General features: G+C 73.6%; 19 protein-coding genes. 13 read left to right on the top strand and 6 right to left on the bottom strand.

Features of this window, described 5'->3' with window-relative positions; translation table 11 throughout:
* Positions 1–113 precede the first annotated feature (113 nt).
* Positions 114–1259 (top strand): phenylalanine--tRNA ligase subunit alpha, encoded by a 1146-nt coding sequence (gene pheS, locus DMB38_RS03765; RefSeq protein WP_125933939.1) that lies wholly within the window; start codon positions 114–116, stop codon positions 1257–1259.
* On the top strand, positions 1259–3787 hold the full coding sequence (gene pheT / locus DMB38_RS03760; protein WP_125933938.1) for a phenylalanine--tRNA ligase subunit beta: 2529 nt from the start codon (positions 1259–1261) through the stop codon (positions 3785–3787). The genes pheS and pheT overlap by 1 nt, the downstream gene beginning before the upstream one ends.
* 57 nt (positions 3788–3844) lie before the next feature.
* Here pheT and DMB38_RS03755 read toward each other — a convergent pair whose 3' ends face one another.
* Positions 3845–4702: a 3-hydroxybutyryl-CoA dehydrogenase gene (locus tag DMB38_RS03755; protein ID WP_125933937.1), complete on the bottom strand. Its 858-nt coding sequence runs from the start codon at positions 4700–4702 to the stop codon at positions 3845–3847.
* Positions 4703–4946: 244 nt separating this feature from the next.
* Between DMB38_RS03755 and DMB38_RS03750 the strand changes: the two genes are divergently transcribed.
* Positions 4947–6161, top strand: coding sequence for a family 10 glycosylhydrolase (locus DMB38_RS03750; RefSeq protein ID WP_125938794.1), 1215 nt, complete (start codon positions 4947–4949; stop codon positions 6159–6161).
* 57 nt (positions 6162–6218) lie between these two features.
* Here DMB38_RS03750 and DMB38_RS03745 read toward each other — a convergent pair whose 3' ends face one another.
* On the bottom strand, positions 6219–6422 hold the full coding sequence (locus tag DMB38_RS03745) for a DUF1918 domain-containing protein (protein WP_047014793.1): 204 nt from the start codon (positions 6420–6422) through the stop codon (positions 6219–6221).
* Positions 6423–6552: 130 nt separating this feature from the next.
* On the opposite strand from DMB38_RS03745, the gene DMB38_RS36590 reads away from it, so the two are divergent.
* From DMB38_RS36590 to DMB38_RS03730, 3 genes are all read left to right on the top strand, one after another.
* Positions 6553–6732 (top strand): hypothetical protein, encoded by a 180-nt coding sequence (locus DMB38_RS36590; RefSeq protein WP_240661961.1) that lies wholly within the window; start codon positions 6553–6555, stop codon positions 6730–6732.
* A 21-nt stretch (positions 6733–6753) separates the two neighbouring features.
* A complete protein-coding gene (locus DMB38_RS03735) occupies positions 6754–7329 on the top strand; it encodes a histidine phosphatase family protein (protein ID WP_047014791.1) in 576 nt (191 codons plus the stop codon).
* Positions 7330–7458: 129 nt separating this feature from the next.
* A complete protein-coding gene (locus DMB38_RS03730) occupies positions 7459–9216 on the top strand; it encodes a GMC family oxidoreductase (RefSeq protein ID WP_125933936.1) in 1758 nt (585 codons plus the stop codon).
* Positions 9217–9246: 30 nt separating this feature from the next.
* Here DMB38_RS03730 and DMB38_RS03725 read toward each other — a convergent pair whose 3' ends face one another.
* Positions 9247–11688, bottom strand: coding sequence for an Hsp70 family protein (locus DMB38_RS03725; RefSeq protein WP_125933935.1), 2442 nt, complete (start codon positions 11686–11688; stop codon positions 9247–9249).
* 253 nt (positions 11689–11941) lie between these two features.
* Between DMB38_RS03725 and argC the strand changes: the two genes are divergently transcribed.
* The 7 genes from argC (at position 11942) to DMB38_RS03690 (ending at position 18271) form a co-directional block, all read left to right on the top strand.
* Positions 11942–12970 (top strand): N-acetyl-gamma-glutamyl-phosphate reductase, encoded by a 1029-nt coding sequence (gene argC, locus DMB38_RS03720; protein WP_125933934.1) that lies wholly within the window; start codon positions 11942–11944, stop codon positions 12968–12970.
* Entirely contained in the window at positions 12967–14133 is a 1167-nt protein-coding gene (gene argJ, locus DMB38_RS03715; protein WP_125933933.1) for a bifunctional glutamate N-acetyltransferase/amino-acid acetyltransferase ArgJ, read from the top strand. The genes argC and argJ overlap by 4 nt, the downstream gene beginning before the upstream one ends.
* Positions 14130–15080, top strand: a complete 951-nt coding sequence (gene argB / locus DMB38_RS03710; protein WP_125933932.1) for an acetylglutamate kinase — start codon at positions 14130–14132, stop codon at positions 15078–15080. Before argJ ends, argB begins: the two co-directional genes overlap by 4 nt.
* Positions 15077–16261: an acetylornithine transaminase gene (locus DMB38_RS03705; RefSeq protein WP_125933931.1), complete on the top strand. Its 1185-nt coding sequence runs from the start codon at positions 15077–15079 to the stop codon at positions 16259–16261. The genes argB and DMB38_RS03705 overlap by 4 nt, the downstream gene beginning before the upstream one ends.
* Positions 16262–16319: 58 nt before the next feature.
* Entirely contained in the window at positions 16320–16844 is a 525-nt protein-coding gene (locus DMB38_RS03700; protein ID WP_101425469.1) for an arginine repressor, read from the top strand.
* A 544-nt stretch (positions 16845–17388) separates the two neighbouring features.
* Positions 17389–17712: an SMR family transporter gene (locus DMB38_RS03695; protein ID WP_125933930.1), complete on the top strand. Its 324-nt coding sequence runs from the start codon at positions 17389–17391 to the stop codon at positions 17710–17712.
* Positions 17702–18271, top strand: coding sequence for a TetR family transcriptional regulator (locus tag DMB38_RS03690; RefSeq protein WP_125933929.1), 570 nt, complete (start codon positions 17702–17704; stop codon positions 18269–18271). Before DMB38_RS03695 ends, DMB38_RS03690 begins: the two co-directional genes overlap by 11 nt.
* A 55-nt stretch (positions 18272–18326) precedes the next feature.
* Here the strand turns inward: DMB38_RS03690 and DMB38_RS03685 are convergent, their stop codons facing one another.
* From DMB38_RS03685 to DMB38_RS03675, 3 genes are all read right to left on the bottom strand, one after another.
* Positions 18327–18881 (bottom strand): GNAT family protein, encoded by a 555-nt coding sequence (locus tag DMB38_RS03685; RefSeq protein ID WP_125933928.1) that lies wholly within the window; start codon positions 18879–18881, stop codon positions 18327–18329.
* A gap of 20 nt (positions 18882–18901) precedes the next feature.
* Complete coding sequence (locus DMB38_RS03680) at positions 18902–19486, bottom strand: pyridoxamine 5'-phosphate oxidase family protein (RefSeq protein ID WP_125933927.1); 585 nt, start codon at positions 19484–19486, stop codon at positions 18902–18904.
* A gap of 103 nt (positions 19487–19589) precedes the next feature.
* Entirely contained in the window at positions 19590–20645 is a 1056-nt protein-coding gene (locus DMB38_RS03675; RefSeq protein ID WP_125933926.1) for a tartrate dehydrogenase, read from the bottom strand.
* Between the last annotated feature and the right edge of the window lie 28 nt (positions 20646–20673).

The raw sequence follows: 20673 nt of genomic DNA, 5'->3' as shown, positions 1-20673 counted from the left end.
CCACGTCCACGCGCCCGTAGACTCGACCCCCGGCCCCTCGGCGACCTCGCTCGCCGACACCGCCGCGGCCGCCGGGTCGGGGCGCAGCCAGCCAATCGGAAGTACGGGAAGAGATGTCGGCACCGAACAAGTCGTACGACCCTGTCGAGGTCGAGGCACTGAAACCGGAAGAGATCGACCGGGTGCGCGACGAGGCGCTGGCCGCCATCGCCGCGGCCGGCGAACTCGCAGAGCTCCGCGAGGTGAAGATCGCCCACGCCGGCGACCGCTCCCCGCTGGCGCTGGCCAACCGCGAGATCGGCGCCCTGCCGCCGCACGCCAAGGCGGACGCGGGCAAGCGCGTGGGCCGGGCCCGCGGCGAGGTGGGCCAGGCGCTCAAGCGGCGGCAGGAGGAGCTGGAGGCGGAGCGCGACGCCCGGGTGCTGGTCGAGGAGGCGGTGGACGTCACGCTGCCGTACGACCGCTCGCCCGCCGGCGCCCGCCACCCGCTGACCACGCTCTCCGAGCGCATCGAGGACATCTTCACGGCGATGAGCTGGGAGGTGGCCGAGGGCCCCGAGGTCGAGGCGGAGTGGTTCAACTTCGACGCCCTCAACATCGCGCCCGACCACCCCGCGCGCAGCGAGCAGGACACCTTCTTCGTACGCGGTCCGCAGGGCGACGGCGCGGGGGAGCGGCAGGGCGACGGCGAGTCCGGCGTCGTGCTGCGTACCCACACCTCGCCCGTGCAGATCCGCACCATGCTCGACCGCGAGCCGCCGGTCTACGTGATCTGCCCCGGTCGCGTCTACCGCACCGACGAGCTGGACGCCACCCACACCCCCGTCTTCATGCAGGTCGAGGGGCTGGCCGTGGACGAGGGCCTGACGATGGCCGACCTCAAGGGCACCCTCGACCACATGGTCTCCTCGCTCTTCGGCGAGGGCATGCGGACCCGGCTGCGCCCGGACCACTTCCCCTTCACCGAGCCGTCCGCCGAGATGGACATGGTCTGCTTCGTCTGCCGCGGCGAGTCCGTCGGCAACCCGGACCGGCCCTGCCGCACCTGCGGCTCCGAGGGCTGGATCGAGCTGGGCGGCTGCGGCATGGTCAACCCGAAGGTGCTGGTCGCCTGCGGCGTCGACCCGGAGCGCTACAGCGGGTTCGCGTTCGGGTTCGGGATCGAGCGGATGCTGATGTTCCGCCACAACGTCGAGGACATGCGAGACATGGTCGAGGGTGACGTGCGCTTCACCAGGCCGTTCGGGATGGAGATCTGATGCGAGTCCCGCTTTCGTGGCTGCGGGAGTACGTCGACCTGCCGGCCGGCGAGACCGGCCGTGCCGTCCAGGCCCGGCTGATCAGCGCCGGCCTGGAGGTCGAGACCGTCGAGCGGCTCGGTGCGGGCCTGACGGGCCCGCTGGTCGTCGGCCGGGTGCTGGCGATCGAGGAGCTGACGGAGTTCAAGAAGCCGATCCGCTACTGCCAGGTCGACGTCGGCAGCGCCAACAGCACGGGTGAGCCGCAGAACATCATCTGCGGCGCGAGTAACTTCGCCGTCGGCGACAAGGTCGTCGTCATCCTGCCCGGCGGCGAGCTGCCCGGCGGCTTCAAGATCGGTGCCCGCAAGACGTACGGCAAGGTCTCCGAGGGCATGATCTGCTCGGTGCGCGAGCTGGGCATCGGCGACGACCACGACGGCATCCTCGTGCTGCCGCCGGAGTACGAGCCGGGCACCGACGCGATCGAGCTGCTGGAGCTGAACGACGAGGTCCTGGACATCGCCGTCAACCCCGACCGCGGCTACGCGCTGTCCCTGCGCGGCGTCGCCCGCGAGACCGCCATCGCCTACGGCCTGCCGCTGCGCGACCCGGCGCTGCTCGACGTGCCCCCGCCGAACGACTACGGCTACCCGGTCGAGGTCGACGACCTGCGCGGCTGCGACCGGTTCACCGCCCGCGTCGTCACCGGCGTCGACCCCGAGGCCCGCTCGCCGATCTGGCTCCAGCGCCGGCTGCAGAAGGCCGGCATGCGCCCGATCTCGCTCGCCGTGGACGTCACCAACTACGTGATGCTGGAGATCGGCCAGCCGCTGCACGCCTACGACCGCGACCGGCTCGACGGCCCGCTCGGCGTCCGCCGCGCAGCCCCGGGCGAGAAGCTCACCACCCTCGACGGCGTCGAGCGCACCCTCGATCCCGAGGACCTGCTGATCACCGACAACCGCGGTCCGATCGGGCTGGCCGGGGTGATGGGCGGCGCCGACACCGAGATCGCCGAGGCCGGGGTACGCGACCACCTGCTCGGCACGGTGGAGGGCACCACCGACATCGTGATCGAGGCCGCGCACTTCGACCCCGTCTCCATCGCCCGCACCTCGCGCCGCCACCGCCTCACCTCCGAGGCGTCGCGCCGCTTCGAGCGCGGCGTCGACCCGGAGGCGGGACCGGCCGCGGCGCAGCGCACCGTGGACCTGCTGGTGCTGCTCGCCGGCGGCTCCGCCGAGGCCGGCGTGACCGGGGTCACCGCGCCCCGCGGGCCGCGTACGGTGCGCTTGAAGGCCGACCACCCGGACCTGGTGGCGGGCGTGACGTACGGGCGCGAGACCGTGGTGCGCCGGCTCCAGGAGGTCGGCTGCGACGTCTACGGCGCCGACGAGCTGACCGTCACCGTGCCGTCCTGGCGCCCCGACCTGGACTCGCCGAACGACCTCGCCGAGGAGGTCATCCGGCTCGAGGGCTACGAGAACCTGCCGTCGACGCTGCCCCGGCCGCCCGCGGGCCGCGGTCTGACCGGCCGGCAGCGGCTGCACCGCAGGGCCGGCCGGGCGCTGGCCGGCGCCGGCTACGTCGAGGTGCTGAACTACCCGTTCCTGGGCGAGGCGGCGCTCGACGCCCTCGGCCTGGAGCCGGACGACGCCCGCCGCCGTACGGTCACCCTCGTCAACCCGCTGAGCGACGAGGAGCCCGCGCTGCGCACCACGCTGCTGCCGGGGCTGCTCGCCGCCCTGCGCCGCAACCACGGCCGCGGGGCCGCGGACCTGGCGCTCTTCGAGACCGGCCTGGTCTTCCGGCCCTCCGGCTACGAGACCGCGCCGGTGCGGCTGCCCGTCGACCGGCGGCCCACGGACGAGGAGATCGCCCGGCTCGACACCGCCCTGCCCAAGCAGCCGCGCCGCGCCGCCGTCGTCCTCGCCGGCGCCCGCGAGCGGGCCGGCTGGTGGGGCCGGGGCCGCCCGGCGGACTGGGCGGACGCGGTGGAGGCGGCCCGTACCGTGGCCCGCGAGGCGGGCGTGGAGCTGGCCGCGGAGCCGGACCGGCACGCGCCGTGGCACCCCGGCAGGTGCGCCGCGCTCTTCGCGGTCGTGGACGGCGAGCGGCGGGTCGTCGGCCACGCGGGTGAGCTGCACCCGCGGGTGGTCAAGGCGATGCAGTTGCCGGAGCGCACCTGCGCGATGGAGGTCTCGCTCGACCTGCTGGAGATCGCCGGCGGCGGCCCGCTCCAGGCGCCGCGGATCTCCACGTACCCGGTGGCGACGCAGGACGTGGCGCTGGTCGTGGCCGCGGACGTGCCGGCGGCGAAGGTCGCCGAGGCGCTGCGCGCCGGGGCCGGGGAGCTGCTGGAGTCGGTGCGGCTGTTCGACGTCTTCACCGGCGAGCAGGTGGGCGAGGGCCGCAAGTCGCTCGCCTACGCGCTGCGCTTCCGCGCCGCCGACCGCACGCTGACCGCCGAGGAGGCGGGCGCCGCCCGGGACGCCGCGGTGGCCAGGGCCGCCGAGGAGGCGGGCGCGGTGCTGCGCGGGGCGTGAGCCCGCACGACGGTACGGGGCCGGCCGCGGGCCCCGTACCGTGCCGGCCGGGACGCCTCAGTACGTGTAGAACCCGGCGCCCGACTTCCGGCCCAGCCGCCCGGCCTCGACCATCCGCGCCAGCAGCGGCGGCGTCGCGTACGACGGCTCCTTGTACTCGGCGTACATCGAGTCGGCCACCGAGGCGACGATGTCGAGGCCGATGAGGTCCGAGAGCTTCAGCGGGCCCATCGGGTGGGCGCAGCCCAGCTCCATCCCGTTGTCGATGTCCTCGCGCGTCGCGATGCCGGACTCGAACATCCGGACCGCGGAGAGCAGATACGGGATCAGGAGCGCGTTGACGACGAACCCGGAGCGGTCCTGGGCCCGGATGGCGTGCTTGCCGAGCACGTCGCGGGCCAGCGCCTCGGTCCGCTTGAGCGTGTCGTCGCTGGTCGTCAGCGCCGGGATCAGCTCGATGAGGCGCTGCACGGGCGCGGGGTTGAAGAAGTGCATCCCGATGACCTGCTCCGGCCGCGTGGTGGCGACGGCGAGCTTGACCAGCGGGATGGAGGAGGTGTTGGAGGCGAGGATGGCGTCCTGGCGGGCGACGACCTGATCAAGGACCTGGAAGATTTCGGTCTTGACCTGTTCGTTTTCCACCACCGCCTCGATCACGAGATCGCTCTCCGCAAGCTCTCCGAGATCGGTCGTGAAGCTCAGCGCGCCCAGCGCCGCGTCCCGTTCCTCCTTGCTCATCTTGCCGCGGTCGGCCGCCTTGGCGAGGGAGCTGATGACGCGGGTACGGCCCAGTTCGAGGGCATCGCCGGTGGTCTCGGCGACGACGACCTGAAGGCCGGAGCGGGCACACACCTCGGCGATGCCCGAGCCCATCTGGCCGGATCCGACCACTCCGACGCGTTCGATGTCGGTCAATGTCTCTCCTCGTCCCTCGTCCTGCCGTGTGGGCAACCCTTTCGGACCCCTGACGTTACCCGCGTAGCGCATGGCTCTTGTCCCCGGGTGAGGCAGGACGCGAGGATGTGCCGCAACTGACGAGTGGTTCAGACCACTTGGCGCAGTCGGATTCTTGTTCTCGGCGATTCGGAGGATCCAGATGGGGAGCAGCACTCCCGGCAGACCGCACCACCTCAGCCGGCGCCGGTTCGGCGCCGCGGCGGTGGGTGCCCTGTCCGCGGTGACCGTGGCGGGCGACGCGATCGCGGCCTCGGCGGGCGCCGCGGGACGCGGCCACGGCCGACCGGCCGGGCAGATGCGCGGCTCGTGGGTGGCGACGGTGGCGAACATCGACTGGCCGGTCCAGCAGGGCCTGAGCGCGGCCGAGCAGCAGCGTCAGTTGCTGGCCCGGCTCGACGAGGCGGCGGACCGGCGGATGAACACCGTCGTCTTCCAGGCCCGGCCGACGGCGGACGCGATGTGGCCGTCGCCGTACGAGCCGTGGTCGGAGTGGCTCTCCGGTACCCAGGGCGCCGACCCGGGCTGGGACCCGCTCGGCTTCGCCGTCCGCGAGGCCCACCGGCGCGGTCTCGAACTGCACGCCTGGTTCAACCCCTACCGGGTGCGCAACGACGCGCTCGCGGAGAAGCTGGTGCCCGACCACCCGGCGAACCGGCACCCCGAGTGGGTCGTCCCGTACGGCGGCAAGATCTACTACGACCCGGGGGTGCCGGAGGTCCGCCGCTTCGTCCAGCGCTGCATCCTCGACGCCGTCCGGCGCTACGACATCGACGCCGTGCACTTCGACGACTACTTCTACCCGTACCCGGTCGCGGGCCAGGAGTTCGCCGACGAGGAGACGTACCGGAGGTACGGCGGCGCCTTCGCGGACAAGGCCGACTGGCGGCGCAACAACGTCGACCTGCTGATCGCGGAGCTGGGCCGGGCCATCAAGCGGACGAAGCGCACCGTGCAGTTCGGCGTCAGCCCGTTCGCGGTCTGGCGGAACGCGGCCACCGACCCCGAGGGCTCCGACACCCAGGCGGGCACGCAGACGTACGACAACCTCTACGCCGACACCCGCAAATGGGTGCGCGAGCGCTGGATCGACTACATCGTCCCGCAGGTGTACTGGAACATCGGCTTCGCGGTCGCCGACTACGCCAAGATCGTGCCCTGGTGGAACGACGTGGTCGCGGGCACCGGCGTCAACCTCTACATCGGCGAGGCGCTCTACAAGGTCGGCGCCGCCGGCCAGCCCGCCGCCTGGTTCGACCCGGCGGAGCTCTCCCGTCACCTGACGTTCTGCCAGGGCTACCCGGAGGTCCAGGGCAACATGTACTTCTCCGCGAAACTGCTGCCCCAGGACCCGCTGGGCGCGGTCAGCAGGCTCGTCGCCGACCACTACCGCGAGCCGGCCCGGCCGCCGCGCTGCTGACGGCGCGCCCGCCGGCCCCCGTCGTCCCGGCCGCACCGCCACCCGCGGCCGCGGACGTCAGCCCTGCCCGGACTCCCGGTCCCGATGCCGGACCACGGAGTCCGGGCCGGGTGACACCAGCGCCTCGTGGCCGTCGTCGAACCGCACCCGGTAGGGCGGTGCCCCGGCTGGGCCCATGACTTCGAGGATCTCCGCCGTCCGGTCCTCCTGACCGACGACACGGCCGTGCACACACAGCTTGTCGCCCACTTCAGCCTGCATCGGGTCGACCTCCTGTCCGGCTCGTCCCCAGATGATGGGGTCCGTGACCGCCAGTTTAAGGGCGGGCGCCGCGCTTGGCTCCCGGAGGATTCCGGTGTACTGGCCATGCACCGTGTGCCAGGCTCTGCCCATGGCTCACGTACCCGCACCGTACGAGGTCTCCACCGACCCCGTCCGGCTCGACCGCGTGCTCGTGCGGCGTGTCCCGCTGGCGACCGGCGACGCCCACGAGGTCCAGGACCCGGGCAAGGCCCGGCTTCGAGCCGCCGGCGCGGAGCCGGCCCTGTGGATGGCTCTGGGCAGAGCCTGACGGCGCTCCTACCATCACCGCATGAACGTTCGTCTCACGCTCCTCGCCGCGGCCCGCAACTCCTCGCGGCTCGCGGAGCGCTTCGACGACGACCGGCCCCTGGACGCGGACGGCTGGGTGGCGGCCGAGCGCGCCGTTCCGGTGTTCTCTCCGCTGGCCGCCGCCGAGTTGCGGTACTGCTCGCCCACCCAGCGCTCCCGCGAGACCGGCCGGGTGCTCGGCCTCGCGCCGCTGGCCCAACTCGCGCTGCGCGACTGCGACATGGGCCGGTGGCGGGGGCGCACGCTGGAGGAGGTGATGATGACCGAGCCGCGCGACGTGGACGCCTGGCTCGCGGATCCGCACGCCGCCCCGCACGGCGGCGAGGCGCTGATCGCCTTCATCCAGCGGATAGGGGGCTGGCTGGACACCCGCCCGGTGGACGACGGCACCCACGTGCTCGCCGTCACCGAGCCCTCGATCATCCGCGCCGCGCTGGTCTACGCGCTGAAGGCGCCGCCCGTCTCGTACTGGCACATCGACGTGATGCCGCTGTCGGCGATCAGCCTCACGGGGCGTCCCGGGCGGTGGAGCCTGCACATCGACAGCTGGGCGTGAGCGCCGGGGCGAGTGGACTGCGGGGGCGCGGCGGGCGGATGATGTCGGGGCCATTGCCAACTCCCTACGGGTAGGTAAGTCTACTGCCTGGTAGGTAGCCGCAGCACCGGGTGCGAGGAGCGAGACGCGATGAGCTCGTACGACGTGATCGTGATCGGTTCCGGCTTCGGCGGCTCGGTGGCCGCCCTGCGCCTCACCGAGAAGGGCTACAAGGTCGGCGTGCTGGAGGCCGGCCGCAGATTCGCCCGCGAGCAACTGCCCAAGAACTCCTGGCGGCTGCGCGACTACCTGTGGGCCCCCGCCCTCGGCCTCTACGGCATCCAGCGCATCCACCTGCTCAGCAACGTCATGGTGCTCGCCGGCGCCGGCGTGGGCGGCGGCTCCCTCAACTACGCCAACACCCTCTACGTGCCGCCGCCCGCCTTCTTCCGGGACCGGCAGTGGGGCCACATCACCGACTGGCAGGAGGAACTGGCCCCGTACTACGACCAGGCGCAGCGGATGCTCGGCGTCCGGGAGAACCCCACGACCACCGAGGCGGACACGTACCTGAAGACCACCGCCGAGCGTATGGGCGCCGGCGACTCCTACCGGCTCACCCCCGTCGGCGTCTTCTACGGCGACGGCCGCGACGCCCGCGGCGAGACCACCGCGGCCCCCGGCGAGACCGTGCCCGACCCGTACTTCGGCGGCGCGGGTCCGGAGCGCGCCGCGTGCCTGCAGTGCGGCTCGTGCATGACCGGCTGCCGCTACGGCGCGAAGAACACCCTGACGGAGAACTACCTCTACCTCGCCGAGCGGCACGGCGCCGTCATCCACCCGCTCACCACCGTCGTCGACGTGCACGAGGCCGCCGGCGGCGGCTACGAGGTGACCACCGTGGCGACGAACAAGCGCCGCCGCGGCAAGCGGGAGGTGCTGCGCTGCGACCACGTGGTGGTCGCGGCGGGCACGTACGGTACCCAGACCCTGCTGCACCGCATGAAGGCCGGCGGCCGGCTGCCGGGGCTCTCCCCGCGCCTCGGCGAGCTGACCCGCACCAACTCCGAGGCCCTGGTCGGCGCGGTGACCTTCCCGCGCACGTACCGCAAGAAGCGCGGCGCGGGTGATCTGGACTTCACCAAGGGGGTGGCCATCACCTCCTCGATCCACCCCAACGACACCACGCACATCGAGAACGTGCGCTACGGCAAGGGCTCCAACGCGATGGCCCTGCTGTGCGTCCCGCAGTTCAAGCCCACCGGGAAGCTGCCCAAGGCGCTGCGCGTGCTGGGCGCGTATCTGCGGCACCCGGTGCTGGTGGCGCGGACGGCCACGACGTACCGGTGGTCCGAGCGGACGATCATCGGTCTCGTCATGCAGACCCACGACAACTCGCTGACCACGTACCTGAAGGACAAGGGCCTCGGCAAGGGCCTGCTCACGGCCCGGCAGGGCCACGGGGCGCCCAATCCGGTGCACCTCCCCGAGGGCGCGGAGGCGGCTCGGCTGCTCGCCGAGCAGATCGGCGGCCAGCCGGGCACGAACCTCGGCGAGCTGATGGGCAAGCCGCTGACGGCGCACTTCCTGGGCGGCTGCCCCATCGGCGAGGACGCGGAGCACGGCGTCATCGACCCGTACCACCGGCTCTACGGCCACCCGGGGATCTCGGTGGTGGACGGCTCGGCGGTCTCCGCGAACCTCGGCGTGAACCCGTCGCTGACGATCACGGCCCAGGCGGAGCGGGCGATGGCGCTGTGGCCCAACAAGGGCGAGAAGGACCCCCGCCCCGCCCAGAACGATCCCTACACCCGCGTCCGCCCGGTGCCGCCGCGGCAGCCGGCGGTGCCGGCAGGCGCGTTCGGCGCGCTGCTGCTGCCGATCCCCGAGGTCCCGCCCAAGGGCTGACCGGTCATACGGACCGGGCGGGACACGCTCTCAGGAGTCCGGGAGAGTCACAGGGGCGAGAGCGCGCAGGCCGGGCCAGCGGGAGGAGCGGAGGAGGGCGGCAGCCCGTTCCATCGTCGCCTGGTCGACGGTGGCGACCGCCTTGTTGCCCGTGCCCAGGTCCTCGGCCGTGAGGTGCAGAACGTCGTTGGGATCGCAGTCGGCCGTCACCTCGATCCGCGGCACGCCGCGGGGAGCGGGCGGCAGGGCGAGTTCGAGGACCGCAAGGGTCCGGTCGCGGGCCGGGTCCTCCCCCTCGCCCTCGACGACGTGGAGCACCACCGCGCTCTGGTGGTCCGTGTGGGTGGTGAAGACCCCGGAGCGCTTCGTGGGGATCGTCGTGTTCCGCTCGATCAGCTCCGTCGTGGTCCCCTCGCCGGTTTCGATGCCGATGGAGTGAGGGGTGAGATCGAGGAGCAGCACGTCCTTCACGTCGCCGGTCATGACGCCCGCCTGAAGAGCGGCGCCGTCGGCGACAGCCCCGGGGATCAGGTGGGGCTCACGACCGCCCGTGAGCCGGCGGATCAGGTCGCCCACCGCGGGCATCCGGGCGGCACCGCCCGTCAGGACGACCTGGTCGATGTCGGCGGGCGTCCATTCGGCGTCGGCGAGGACGCGTTCGACGTGCGCTCGGCAGCGTTCCAGCAGATCCCGGGTGAGCGTCTCGAACTCCTCGCGGGTCAGCTCCTCCTCGAGGTGGACGGGGCCGTCCGGTCCGGTGGCGAGGTAGGGCAGCCGGAGGGTCGTGGTGCGCACCGCCGAGAGCTCGATCTTCGCGGCCTCGGCCGCCTCGCGCAGCCGCTGGGCCGCGGCGGCGTCGCCGGTGAGATCCACGCCGTGCCGCAGCCGTACGCGGTCGGTGAGGTGCGCGACGATCCGCCGGTCCCAGTCGTCGCCGCCGAGCCGGCTGTCGCCGGCGGTGGCCCAGGCCAGCACGGTGCCGTCGCCGAGGTCGAGGAGGGAGACGTCGAGGGTGCCCGCGCCGAGATCGAAGATCAGGACGGTGCAGTCGTCCCGGTGCAGGCCGTAGGCCATCGCCACCGCCGAGGGCTCGTTGATCAGCCGCATGACGGGGAGCCCGGCCCGTTCGCCGGCCCGGAGCAGGGCGGCCCGCTGGTCGCGACGGAAGCCGGCGGGCACCGCCAGCACCGCGGCGGTGAGCGGCCGGCCGAGGTGGGCCTCGGCGTCCTGGCGCAGGCGGGCGAGGATCAGCCCGGCGGCGTCCTCGGCGGTCAGCCGGACGTCGCCCCGCGTGACACGCCAGCCGGTACCCAGCTTCAGCTTGGCGGCGCGCGGGGTGTAAGCGGGGTTGGTGAGGGCCTGCCGCTCGGCGGCCGTGCCGACGAGGACGTCCCCCTCGGCGGTGAGGGTCACCAGGCTGGGGGTGGTCTGCGCGCCCCGGGCGTTGGGGACCGGCCGGAGCTTGCCGGCTTCCAGGACGGCCACGGCCGAGTTCCTCGTGCCGAAGTCGATGCCGACGACGGCCGGACGCGCCGCGTCCGGTTCGCCGTCCGGCGCCGTGGTCCCGGCGGCTTCGGTGTAGGGGGCGGTCGGGGGTGTGGCGCGCCTCTGGATGAGGGTGGTGACGGCGTCCGGCCAGGGTGAGACGCCGGGGAAGTCGTCCGCCGGCTCCCAGTGCGCGCCGATCCGCGCCAGCAACGCCGTGAGCGTGGGCCGTTCCCGGGGGTCCTTCGCCAGACACGCGCCGACGAGTTCGCGCAGCGGTCCCGTGAGCCCGTCCAGCCGTGGTGGCCGGTTGACGACCCGGTGGAGCACCGCCAGCGGCGGGCCCTCGCCGAAGGGCCCGGCGCCCGTGGCGGCGAAGGCGATCACCGCCCCCAGAGCGAACACGTCGCCTGCCGGGCCGACTTCACCGCCCTCTGCCTGCTCAGGCGCCATGAAGCCCGCCGTCCCCACCACGAGGCCGGTCGCCGTCAGTGCGGTGTCCTCCAGCGTGCGCGCGATCCCGAAATCGATCACCCGCGGCCCGTCCGCCGCCACCAGCACGTTCGACGGCTTCAGGTCCCGGTGCAGCACCCCCACCGCGTGAATGGCCTGCAATGCCTCCACGAGCCCGGCCGCCAGCCGCCACGCCGCGCCTTCGGGGAACGGCCCCGCCCCGCCGACCGCCGCCGCCAGATCGGGCCCCGGGATGTAGCCGGTCGCGATCCACGGCGGGTCGTCCTCAGGACCGGCGGCCAGCACCGGAGCGGTGAACGCCCCGCCCACCGCCCGCGCCGCCGCCACCTCCCGCGCGAACCGCCGCCGGAACTCCGCCTGCCGCGCCAGATGCGGATGCACCACCTTCACCGCCACCGCCCGCCCGCCCGGCGACCGGCCCAGGAACACCTCGCCCATCCCGCCGGCACCCAGCCGGCCCCGCAGCCCGAACCCGCCCACCGTCTCCGGGTCCCCGGCCCTCAGCGGCTCCACCCCGGCCCCCTTCCCCACCCCGGCTCCACGACCCGGCGCCAACGCCCGGCTTCCTCACGCAGGTTACGTTCCCCCGGCGCTCGCCGTGGCCGGCCGGCGGGCCGGGCCCCCATCCGGATGTGCCCGGCCGTGCGTGCCGAAGATGCGGACGGCGCAGCCGGTCGCCGGCGATCCGGCGACCGGGTCCCCGCCGGATATTCTTTGCATAGCTCTGCTGTCGTCCGTATAGTCATGCTGGGACGAGGAGGAGCGGATGACCGTGCGGGTGGCAGTGGCCGGGGCGAGCGGATACGTGGGCGGGGAGCTGCTGCGGGTGCTGCTGGGGCATCCCGGGGCCGAGATCGGGGCTCTCACCGCCCACACCAACGCCGGCCGGCCCCTCGGCGACATACAGCCCCACCTCGCGCCCCTCGCGGGACGGGAGCTGGCCGAGACCGCGCCCGGCGTGCTCGCCGGGCACGACGTCGTGTTCCTCGCGCTGCCGCACGGGCAGTCCGCCGCCGTGGCCGCGGAGCTCGGCGACGACGTGCTCGTCGTCGACTGCGGCGCCGACCACCGGCTCGCCGACGCCGCCGACTGGGAGCGGTTCTACGGCACGCCGCACGCCGGCACCTGGCCGTACGGGCTGCCCGAGCTGCCCGGGCACCGCGACGCGCTCCTTGGGGTCCGGCGCATCGCGGTGCCCGGGTGCTATCCGACCGCCGTCTCCCTCGGCCTCTTCCCCGCGTACGCCGCCGGGCTCGCCGAGCCGGAGGCCGTCGTCGTCGCCGCCTCCGGCACCTCCGGCGCCGGCAAGGCGCTCAAGCCGCACCTGCTGGCCAGCGAGGTGATGGGCTCCATGAGCCCGTACGGCGTCGGCGGCGGGCACCGGCACACGCCGGAGATCGGCCAGAACCTCAGCGCCGTCGCGGGGGAGCCGGTCACGGTCTCCTTCACCCCGACCCTCGCCCCGATGCCCCGCGGCATCCTCGCCACCAGCACGGCCCGGGCCCGCCCCGGCACCACGGCGGAGGCGGTGCGCGCCGCGTACGAGAAGGCGTACCAGGGCGAGCCGTTCGTCCGGCTGCTGCCGCCCGGGCAGTGGCCCGCCACCGGCGCGGTCACCGGCTCCAACACCGTGCTGCTGCAGGTCGCGTACGACGAGAGCGCCCGCCGCATCATCGCCGTCAGCGCCATCGACAACCTCACGAAGGGCACCGCGGGCGGCGCGGTGCAGAGCATGAACATCGCCCTCGGACTCCCCGAGGAGCTGGGGCTTTCTACGACAGGAGTGGCACCTTGAGCGTCACGGCAGCCAAAGGGTTCACGGCGGCGGGCATCGCCGCCGGGATCAAGGAGAACGGCAACCCGGACCTGGCCCTCGTGGTCAACGAGGGGCCGCGCCGCGCCGCCGCCGGCGTCTTCACCGCCAACCGCGTCAAGGCCGCCCCGGTCGTCTGGTCCGAGCAGGTGGTCAAGGGCGGCGAGGTGTCCGCGGTGATCCTCAACTCCGGCGGCGCCAACGCCTGCACCGGGCCCCGCGGCTTCCAGGACACCCACGCCACCGCCGAGCGCGTCGCCGAGGTGCTCGGCCACAGCGCCGCGGAGGTCGCCGTGGCGTCCACCGGGCTGATCGGCACGCTGCTGCCGATGGACAAGCTGCTGCCCGGCGTCGGCCTGGCCGCGGCGGAGCTGTCCGCGCACGGCGGCGAGAAGGCCGCCATCGCCATCAAGACCACCGACACCGTGCACAAGACCGCCGTCGTCACCGCCGGCGGCGACGACGGCGCGGCCTGGACCGTGGGCGGCATGGCCAAGGGCGCGGGCATGCTCGCGCCCGGGCTGGCGACCATGCTCGTCGTCCTCACCACCGACGCCGACGTGCCCGCCGCCGATCTCGACGCCGCGCTGCGCGCCGCGACCCGTACCACCTTCGACCGCGTCGACTCCGACGGCGCCATGTCCACCAACGACACCGTGCTGCTGCTGGCCTCCGGCGCCAGCGGGGTCCGGCCGCCGCAGGCGGAGTTCGCCGAGGCGGTACGGGCCGTCTGCGACAGCCTCGGCCGGCAGCTCATCGCCGACGCGGAGGGCGCCAGCAAGGAGATCAAGATCGAGGTCGTGGGCGCCGCCGGCGAGGACGACGCGGTGGAGGTCGGCCGTTCCATCGCCCGCAACAACCTCCTCAAGTGCGCCATCCACGGCGAGGACCCCAACTGGGGCCGGGTGCTGGCCGCCATCGGCACCACCTCCGCCGCCTTCGAGCCGGACCGGCTGAACGTCGCGATCAACGGCGTGTGGGTGTGCAAGAACGGCTCGTTCGGCGAGGACCGCGAGCTGGTCGACATGCGCTACCGCGAGGTCCACATCGTGGCGGACCTCGCCGCCGGCGACGCCGAAGCGGTCATCTGGACCAACGACCTGACCGCCGACTACGTCCACGAGAACAGCGCGTACAGCTCATGACGACGACCTCCGCGCCCGCCGCGGCACCGGCCACCCCCACCCGCAAGCACACCGCCCTGCCCAAGGCCCGCACCCTCATCGAGGCGCTGCCCTGGCTCACCCGCCACCACGGCAAGGTCGTCGTGGTCAAGTTCGGCGGCAACGCCATGGTCGACGAGGACCTGAAGCGCGCCTTCGCCCAGGACGTCGTCTTCCTGCGGCACGCCGGGCTCAGGCCCGTCGTCGTGCACGGCGGCGGGCCGCAGATCAGCGCGCAGCTCGACCGGCACGGCCTGGCCAGCGAGTTCCGCGCCGGGCTGCGGGTGACGACGCCCGAGGCGATGGCCGTCGTACGGATGGTGCTCGCCGGCCAGGTGCAGCGCGAGCTGGTCGGGCTCCTCAACGAGCACGGCCCCTTCGCCGTCGGCCTCACCGGCGAGGACGCGCACACGATCACCGCCACCCGGCACCGGCCGCTGGTCGACGGCGAGCCGGTCGACATCGGCCGGGTCGGCGAGGTCACCGACATCGACACCGGCGCGATAGAGGCGCTGCTCGCGGACGGCCGCATCCCGGTCGTCTCCTCCGTCGCCCGCTCCGCCGACGAGTCCGACGCGGCCGGCGAGGTCTTCAACGTCAACGCCGACACCGCCGCCGCCGCGCTGGCCGCCGCGCTCGGCGCGGAGACCCTGATGGTCCTCACCGACGTCGAGGGCCTGTACGAGAACTGGCCGGACAGCGACGAGGTCATCAGCCGGCTCACCGCCGGCGAGCTGGAGCGGCTGCTGCCCGACCTGGCCAGCGGCATGGTCCCGAAGATGGAGGGCTGCCTGTACGCGGTGCGCCACGGCGTGCACACCGCGCGGGTCATCGACGGCCGGGTGCCGCACTCCATCCTGCTGGAGATCTTCACGGACGAGGGCATCGGCACGATGGTCGTGCCGGACGCGGAAGGGGCTGCGGCATGAGCGGCAACGCGGAGCTGACGGAGCGCTGGCAGGGCGCGCTGATGGACAACTACGGCACCCCCCGCCTGCCCCTCGTCCGCGGCGCGGGCGCGAAGCTGTGGGACGCCGACGGCAACGAGTACCTGGACTTCGTCGGCGGCATCGCCGTCACCTCCCTCGGCACCGCCCACCCGGCGGTCGTCGAGGCCGTCTCCCGGCAGATCGCCACCCTTGGCCACGTCTCCAACCTGTACGTCGCCGAACCCCCGGTGGCGCTCGCCGAGCGGCTCCTCGAACTCGCCGGCCGGCCCGGCCGGGTGTTCTTCGCCAACTCCGGCGCGGAGGCGGTGGAGGCCGCGTTCAAGATCGGCAGGCTGACGGGCCGTACGCACATGGTGGGTACCGAGGGCGGCTTCCACGGCCGCACCATGGGCGCCCTGGCGCTCACCGGGCAGCCCGGCAAGCAGGAGGGCTTCGGCCCGCTGCCGGGCGAGGTCACGCACGTGCCGTACGGGGACGCGGAGGCGCTGCGCGCCGCGGTGACCGAGGAGACCGCGCTCGTGATCGTCGAGCCGGTGCAGGGCGAGAACGGCGTCGTCGTACCGCCGGACGGCTATCTGGCCGCGGCCCGCGAGATCACCAGGGCCGCGGGCGCGCTGCTGGTGCTGGACGAGGTGCAGACGGGCATCGGGCGTACGGGCCACTGGTTCGCGGCGCAGGCGCAGGGCGTGGAGGCGGACGTCGTCACCCTCGCCAAGGGGCTCGGCGGCGGCCTGCCGATCGGCGCCACGCTGGCCTTCGGGCCCGCCGCCGGCCTCTTCACCCCCGGAAGGCACGGCTCCACCTTCGGCGGCAACCCGGTCGCCTGCGCCGCCGCGCTGGCGGTGCTGGACGTGATCGCGGCAGACGGGCTGCTGGCGCAGGTCAAGCGGGTGGGGGAGCGGCTTCGGGACGGAATCGGCCGACTCGGGCACCCGCTGGTCGACCATGTGCGAGGCGCGGGCCTGCTGCTCGGTATGGTGCTCACCGAGGCCGTCGCGCCGCAGGTGCAACAGACGGCCCAGGCAGCGGGATTCCTGGTCAACGCGGTGGCGCCGGACGTGATCCGGCTCGCCCCGCCGTTGATCCTCGGTGAGGCGGAGGCGGACGCCCTCCTCGCCGCGCTGCCGGCCGTGCTCGATGCGGCGGGTCCCGCAGCCTAGGGCCCTGGACGGCGCTGTTTGCCAGACAGGGCCCAGCCCCGACGAGCCGGAGAGTGACATGTCCGAGGAGCACAACGGTCCCGCCGTGCCGCACACGCGCACGGCACGCCACCGCAGGATCGTCGACATCCTGAACCGGCAGCCGGTCCGCTCGCAGAGCCAACTGGCCAAGCTCCTCGCCGACGACGGCCTGACGGTGACGCAGGCGACGCTCTCCCGGGACCTCGACGAGCTGGGCGCGGTGAAGATCCGCAACACGGGCGGCGAACTGATCTACGCGGTCCCCTCGGAGGGCGGCTTCCGCACCCCGCAGGTGCCGCTGGGCGAGTCGGCGAAGGAGGAGCGGATGGCCCGGCTCGCGGGCGAACTGCTCATCTCGGCGGAGGCGTCGGCGAACATCGTGGTGCTCCGCACGCCGCCGGGCGCGGCGCAGTTCCTCGCCTCGGCGATCGACGCGGCGGAGCTGACGCCGATCCTCGGCACGATTGCGGGGGACGACACCCTGATGGTGATCAGCCGCGACCCCTCGGGCGGCCAGTCCCTCGCCGACCACCTCCTGAAACTCGCCGAACGCGAACGGTGACCCCTGCGGGGGGCGCGGCGGTGTGCTGTGGCGTGGGCGGCGGGGCGCTGCGCGGCGGGAAGGGGGGCGGCGCGTAGCTCGGGGGTGGTACGCGCCGGTGGCGAAGGTAGCGGGGTGTGGGGCACAGCCCCGCGGGGGTACGGGTGCTGAGCCCGGGGCGTTCCGTGGGTCCGCGGCTCTGGTGCGCGGGCCCCGGCGGGCAGGAACGAAGCCCGAGATCGTCCGCGCAGGTCGCGTATAGCGGGATGTGTCGGGCGCCTCCTGCCGGACAGCGGTGGTGCTTCAGTCGGTTGCGCGGGCAGTGGGGTTCGGGGCGGAGCCCCGCGCGGGGTTCGGGGTCGCAGCCCCCAGTGGGGCGGGGGACCCGGGGGCGTAGCCTCCGGCGGGTCGCGCCGTGGGCGCGGTGGGGGCCGGGGCGCCGCCCCGGGTTCGGGAAGGGGCGGGGCCGGGGGACACCCCCTCCCCGCCGCCGCCCCCGGCTCCCGTACACTCGAAAACCTGGACAGATGTCCAGCTAGTTTCCCCCGCGTACGGAAGGCGGACGATGACCTACGTGCTGCTGATCGGTGCCATCCTCAGTGAGGTGACGGCAACCGTCTCGCTGCGGCTCTCCGAGGGCTTCTCGAAGATCCTCCCGTCGATCATCGTGGTCGTCGGCTACATCACCGCCTTCACCCTCCTCAGCCTGGTGCTCAAACGCGGCATGTCCATCGGCATCGCCTACGGCATCTGGGCCGCCGCCGGCGTGGCCCTGGTGGCGCTCATCGGCGCCGCCTTCCTCGGCGACGGCCTCACCGGCGTCCAGATCGGCGGGCTCGTCCTCGTCGCCGCGGGCGTCGTCGCGCTGGAGGCCGGCGGTGCGCACTGAGACCGGCGCCGCCGACGGGCGCGTGCAGCGCGGGCAGGAGCGGCGGCGGCTGCTCCTCGCCGCCACCGTCCGCGTCATCGGCCGCGGCGGCGTCGCCGCCGTGACGCACCGGGCCGTCGCCGCCGAGGCGGGCGTGCCCAAGTCGGTGGCCACGTACCACTTCCCGGCCGTCGCCGATCTGCTGGCGGCAGCGCTCAGCGACAGCGTCGACGCCTACGCCACCGCGCTCGCCGGCGCGCTGCCGGAGACGTACGACACCGCCGATCTCGGCCGGCACCTGGCCGCGTACCTGGACGAGCACGGCGCGCGCTGCGCCGCGGAGTTCGACCTGTACCTCTACGCCGCCCGCCACCCGGAACTGCGCCCCGTCCTGGGCCGCTGGCACGACCTGCTGGCCGACATCGCCGGCCGGTTCACCAGCGATCCGGTCGCCATCACCGCGTTCTCGGCCGCGCTCGACGGGCTCAGCCTGCAGTCGCTGCTGCGGGACGAGCCGCTCACCGCCGCCGAGATCCAGCAGGTCGTCGACCACGTCCTGCACCCGCCGCTGAGCCGCTGAGCCGCTGAGCCGCTGCCGCCGCCGAGCCGCGGCGGCCCGGCGGCTCGCGCCGGGATCAACTGCCCCGCGCCTCCCGCCACTCGTGGCTCAGCAGCGACCAGACCTCCAGGTCGTGCCGCTTGCCCGCCATCTCGAACCGGCTGCGCAGCGTGCCCTCGTGGCTCATGCCCAGGCGCCTGGCGACCGCGATGCTTGCCTTGTTCGCCGGGTCGACCAGCCACTCCACACGGGACAGGCCGCGTACGTCCACCGCCCACTCGATCATCCGCCGGGAAGCCTCGGTGACCAGTCCGCGCCCCTGCGCCTCGGGCGCCAGCCAGGCGCCCAGCTCGCAGGAGCCCTCCGCGGTGTCGAAGAGCCGGTAGATCATGCCGCCGACCAGTTCGCCGTGGAGCCGGATGGCGAACATCCGGCCGGCGTCGCGGGCCTGCTTGTCGGCGTACGCCTGGAGGAAGCGGCGGGCGCCCGCCTCGTCGGTGACGGCATGCGCCCAGGGCAGCCACGGCTCCAGGTGCGCCCGGTTCCGGTCGGTGAACGCGGTGAGCTCCGCGGCCTGCCACGGCTCCAGCGTGGTCAGTTCCGCGCCTTCGGCCAGGGGTGTGCTCAGCATCGGTGCGGCTCTTTTCTCGGTTACGGGGTGGGTGGCAGCGGCAGCGGAAGCCCGGGCAGCCCGTCGATGCTGGCCGCGATGTGCTCTTTCTTGCGGAAGTACGCGTCCAGCCCGGCGTCGTCCTCCCGCGCGAAGCGCCGGGCGTGCAGGTCGCGGTCGGCTTCGTAGGTCATGAAAGGCACAGCGTAGCCGCAGGTGTCGCGAATCAGTTCGGCGGTCACGACGACGATCGCCCGCAGCCCGTGCAGGGACGGGTCGATGGCGGGGAAGTGCCCGAGCAGGGCGGGGAAGCGGGGGTCGTCGCGGAAGACGGCCTCACCGCTGCCGTGCACCCGCACGATGTTCGGCGGGCCGTCGAAGGCGCACCACATCAGTGTGATCCTGCCGTTCTCCCGCAGGTGCGCGATGGTCTCGGCGTTGCTGCCGGCGAAGTCGAGGTAGGCCACGGTGCGCTCGTCGAGGACGGCGAACGAGCCCGTCAGCCCCTTCGGTGAGAGGTTCACGGTGCCGTCCGCCGCCAGCGGCGCGGTCGCCGTGAAGAACATGTGCTGCGCCTCGATGAAGGCGCGCAGCCGGCCGTCGATGCGTTCGTACGTTTTCCCCATGCGCCAAGTGTGCGGCGCGGTACGGCCGCGGCGCGCGGAGTTTCGCGGTGCGAGACCGCGTGCCGCGCCCCGCGGCGTCACCGTGCCGCCGCGCCGCCCGCCGTCACAGCCGGGCGATCACGGTACGGGTGAACTCCTCCGTGCTCGCCGAGCCGCCCAGGTCCGGGGTGCGGACGTCGGTGGCGGCGAGCGTCGCGGCGATGGCCTCGACCACCTCCGCACCGGCCCGCTCGTGGCCGAGGTGGTCGAGCATCAGCGCCGCCGACCAGATGGCGCCGATCGGATCGGCGATCCCGCGGCCCGCGATGTCCGGCGCCGAGCCGTGCACCGGCTCGAACATCGAGGGGTACGTGCCCTCGGGGTTGAGGTTCGCCGACGGCGCGATGCCGATGGAGCCCGCGACGGCGGCGGTGAGGTCGCTGAGGATGTCGCCGAAGAGGTTGGAGGCGACGATCACGTCGAACCGCCCGGGGTCGAGGACGACCTTGGCGCAGAGCGCGTCGATGTGCTCCTGGTCCCACGCCACCTTCGGGTGCTCCGCGGCCCGTTCGCGTACCAGCTCGTCCCAGAACGGCATGGTGTGCACGATGCCGTTGGACTTGGTCGCCGAGGTGAGCCGGCCGGTGCGGCGGCCGGCGAGGCCGAAGGCGTAGTCGAGGACGCGGGTGACGCCGGCCCGGGTGAAGACCGCCTCCTGCACGGCCATCTCCTCCGGGAAGCCGCGGTGCAGCCTGCCGCCGATCTCGCTGTACTCGCCCTCGGTGTTCTCGCGCACCACGACCAGGTCGACGTCGCCGGGGCCCGCGGCCCGCAGGGGGCTCTCCATGCCCTCGAAGACCCGCACGGGCCGGAGGTTCACGTACTGCCGGAAGGCCCGGCGGATGGGGATGAGCAGCCCCCACAGCGAGATGTGGTCCGGCACGCCCGGCGCGCCCACGGCGCCCAGGAACACCGCGTCGTACGCGCGCAGCCGCTCGATGCCGTCCTCCGGCATCATCGCGCCCTCGCGCTGGTAGCGGGCGCAGGACCAGTCGAGGTGCGTGTACGCGAACTCCACCCCGTGCCGCCGCCCGACGGCGTCCAGCACCTCCAGTGCGGCGGGCGTGACCTCCTGCCCGATGCCGTCCCCGGGGATGACCGCGATCCGATGTGTTGTCATGACCCCTTCCCCTCAGCCGAGTTGTGCC

The organism is Streptomyces sp. WAC 06738, from assembly GCF_003945505.1.
GTDB lineage: Bacteria > Actinomycetota > Actinomycetes > Streptomycetales > Streptomycetaceae > Streptomyces.
Note: the sequence above shows the minus strand (reverse complement) of the source record. Positions and strands in the feature narration are given on the sequence as shown.

What these genes read in the sequence shown, in the direction of transcription:
- DMB38_RS03695 (WP_125933930.1), top strand. Translation starts at nt 17,389, where the DNA reads ATGACCTACGTGCTGCTGATCGGTGCCATCCTCAGTGAGGTGACGGCA.
- DMB38_RS03680 (WP_125933927.1), bottom strand. Translation starts at nt 19,486, where the DNA reads ATGGGGAAAACGTACGAACGCATCGACGGCCGGCTGCGCGCCTTCATC.
- DMB38_RS03675 (WP_125933926.1), bottom strand. Translation starts at nt 20,645, where the DNA reads ATGACAACACATCGGATCGCGGTCATCCCCGGGGACGGCATCGGGCAG.
- DMB38_RS36590 (WP_240661961.1), top strand. Translation starts at nt 6,553, where the DNA reads ATGGCTCACGTACCCGCACCGTACGAGGTCTCCACCGACCCCGTCCGG.
- DMB38_RS03705 (WP_125933931.1), top strand. Translation starts at nt 15,077, where the DNA reads ATGAGCGGCAACGCGGAGCTGACGGAGCGCTGGCAGGGCGCGCTGATG.
- DMB38_RS03730 (WP_125933936.1), top strand. Translation starts at nt 7,459, where the DNA reads ATGAGCTCGTACGACGTGATCGTGATCGGTTCCGGCTTCGGCGGCTCG.
- DMB38_RS03735 (WP_047014791.1), top strand. Translation starts at nt 6,754, where the DNA reads ATGAACGTTCGTCTCACGCTCCTCGCCGCGGCCCGCAACTCCTCGCGG.
- DMB38_RS03685 (WP_125933928.1), bottom strand. Translation starts at nt 18,881, where the DNA reads ATGCTGAGCACACCCCTGGCCGAAGGCGCGGAACTGACCACGCTGGAG.
- DMB38_RS03745 (WP_047014793.1), bottom strand. Translation starts at nt 6,422, where the DNA reads ATGCAGGCTGAAGTGGGCGACAAGCTGTGTGTGCACGGCCGTGTCGTC.
- pheT (WP_125933938.1), top strand. Translation starts at nt 1,259, where the DNA reads ATGCGAGTCCCGCTTTCGTGGCTGCGGGAGTACGTCGACCTGCCGGCC.
- argC (WP_125933934.1), top strand. Translation starts at nt 11,942, where the DNA reads ATGACCGTGCGGGTGGCAGTGGCCGGGGCGAGCGGATACGTGGGCGGG.
- argB (WP_125933932.1), top strand. Translation starts at nt 14,130, where the DNA reads ATGACGACGACCTCCGCGCCCGCCGCGGCACCGGCCACCCCCACCCGC.
- pheS (WP_125933939.1), top strand. Translation starts at nt 114, where the DNA reads ATGTCGGCACCGAACAAGTCGTACGACCCTGTCGAGGTCGAGGCACTG.
- DMB38_RS03700 (WP_101425469.1), top strand. Translation starts at nt 16,320, where the DNA reads ATGTCCGAGGAGCACAACGGTCCCGCCGTGCCGCACACGCGCACGGCA.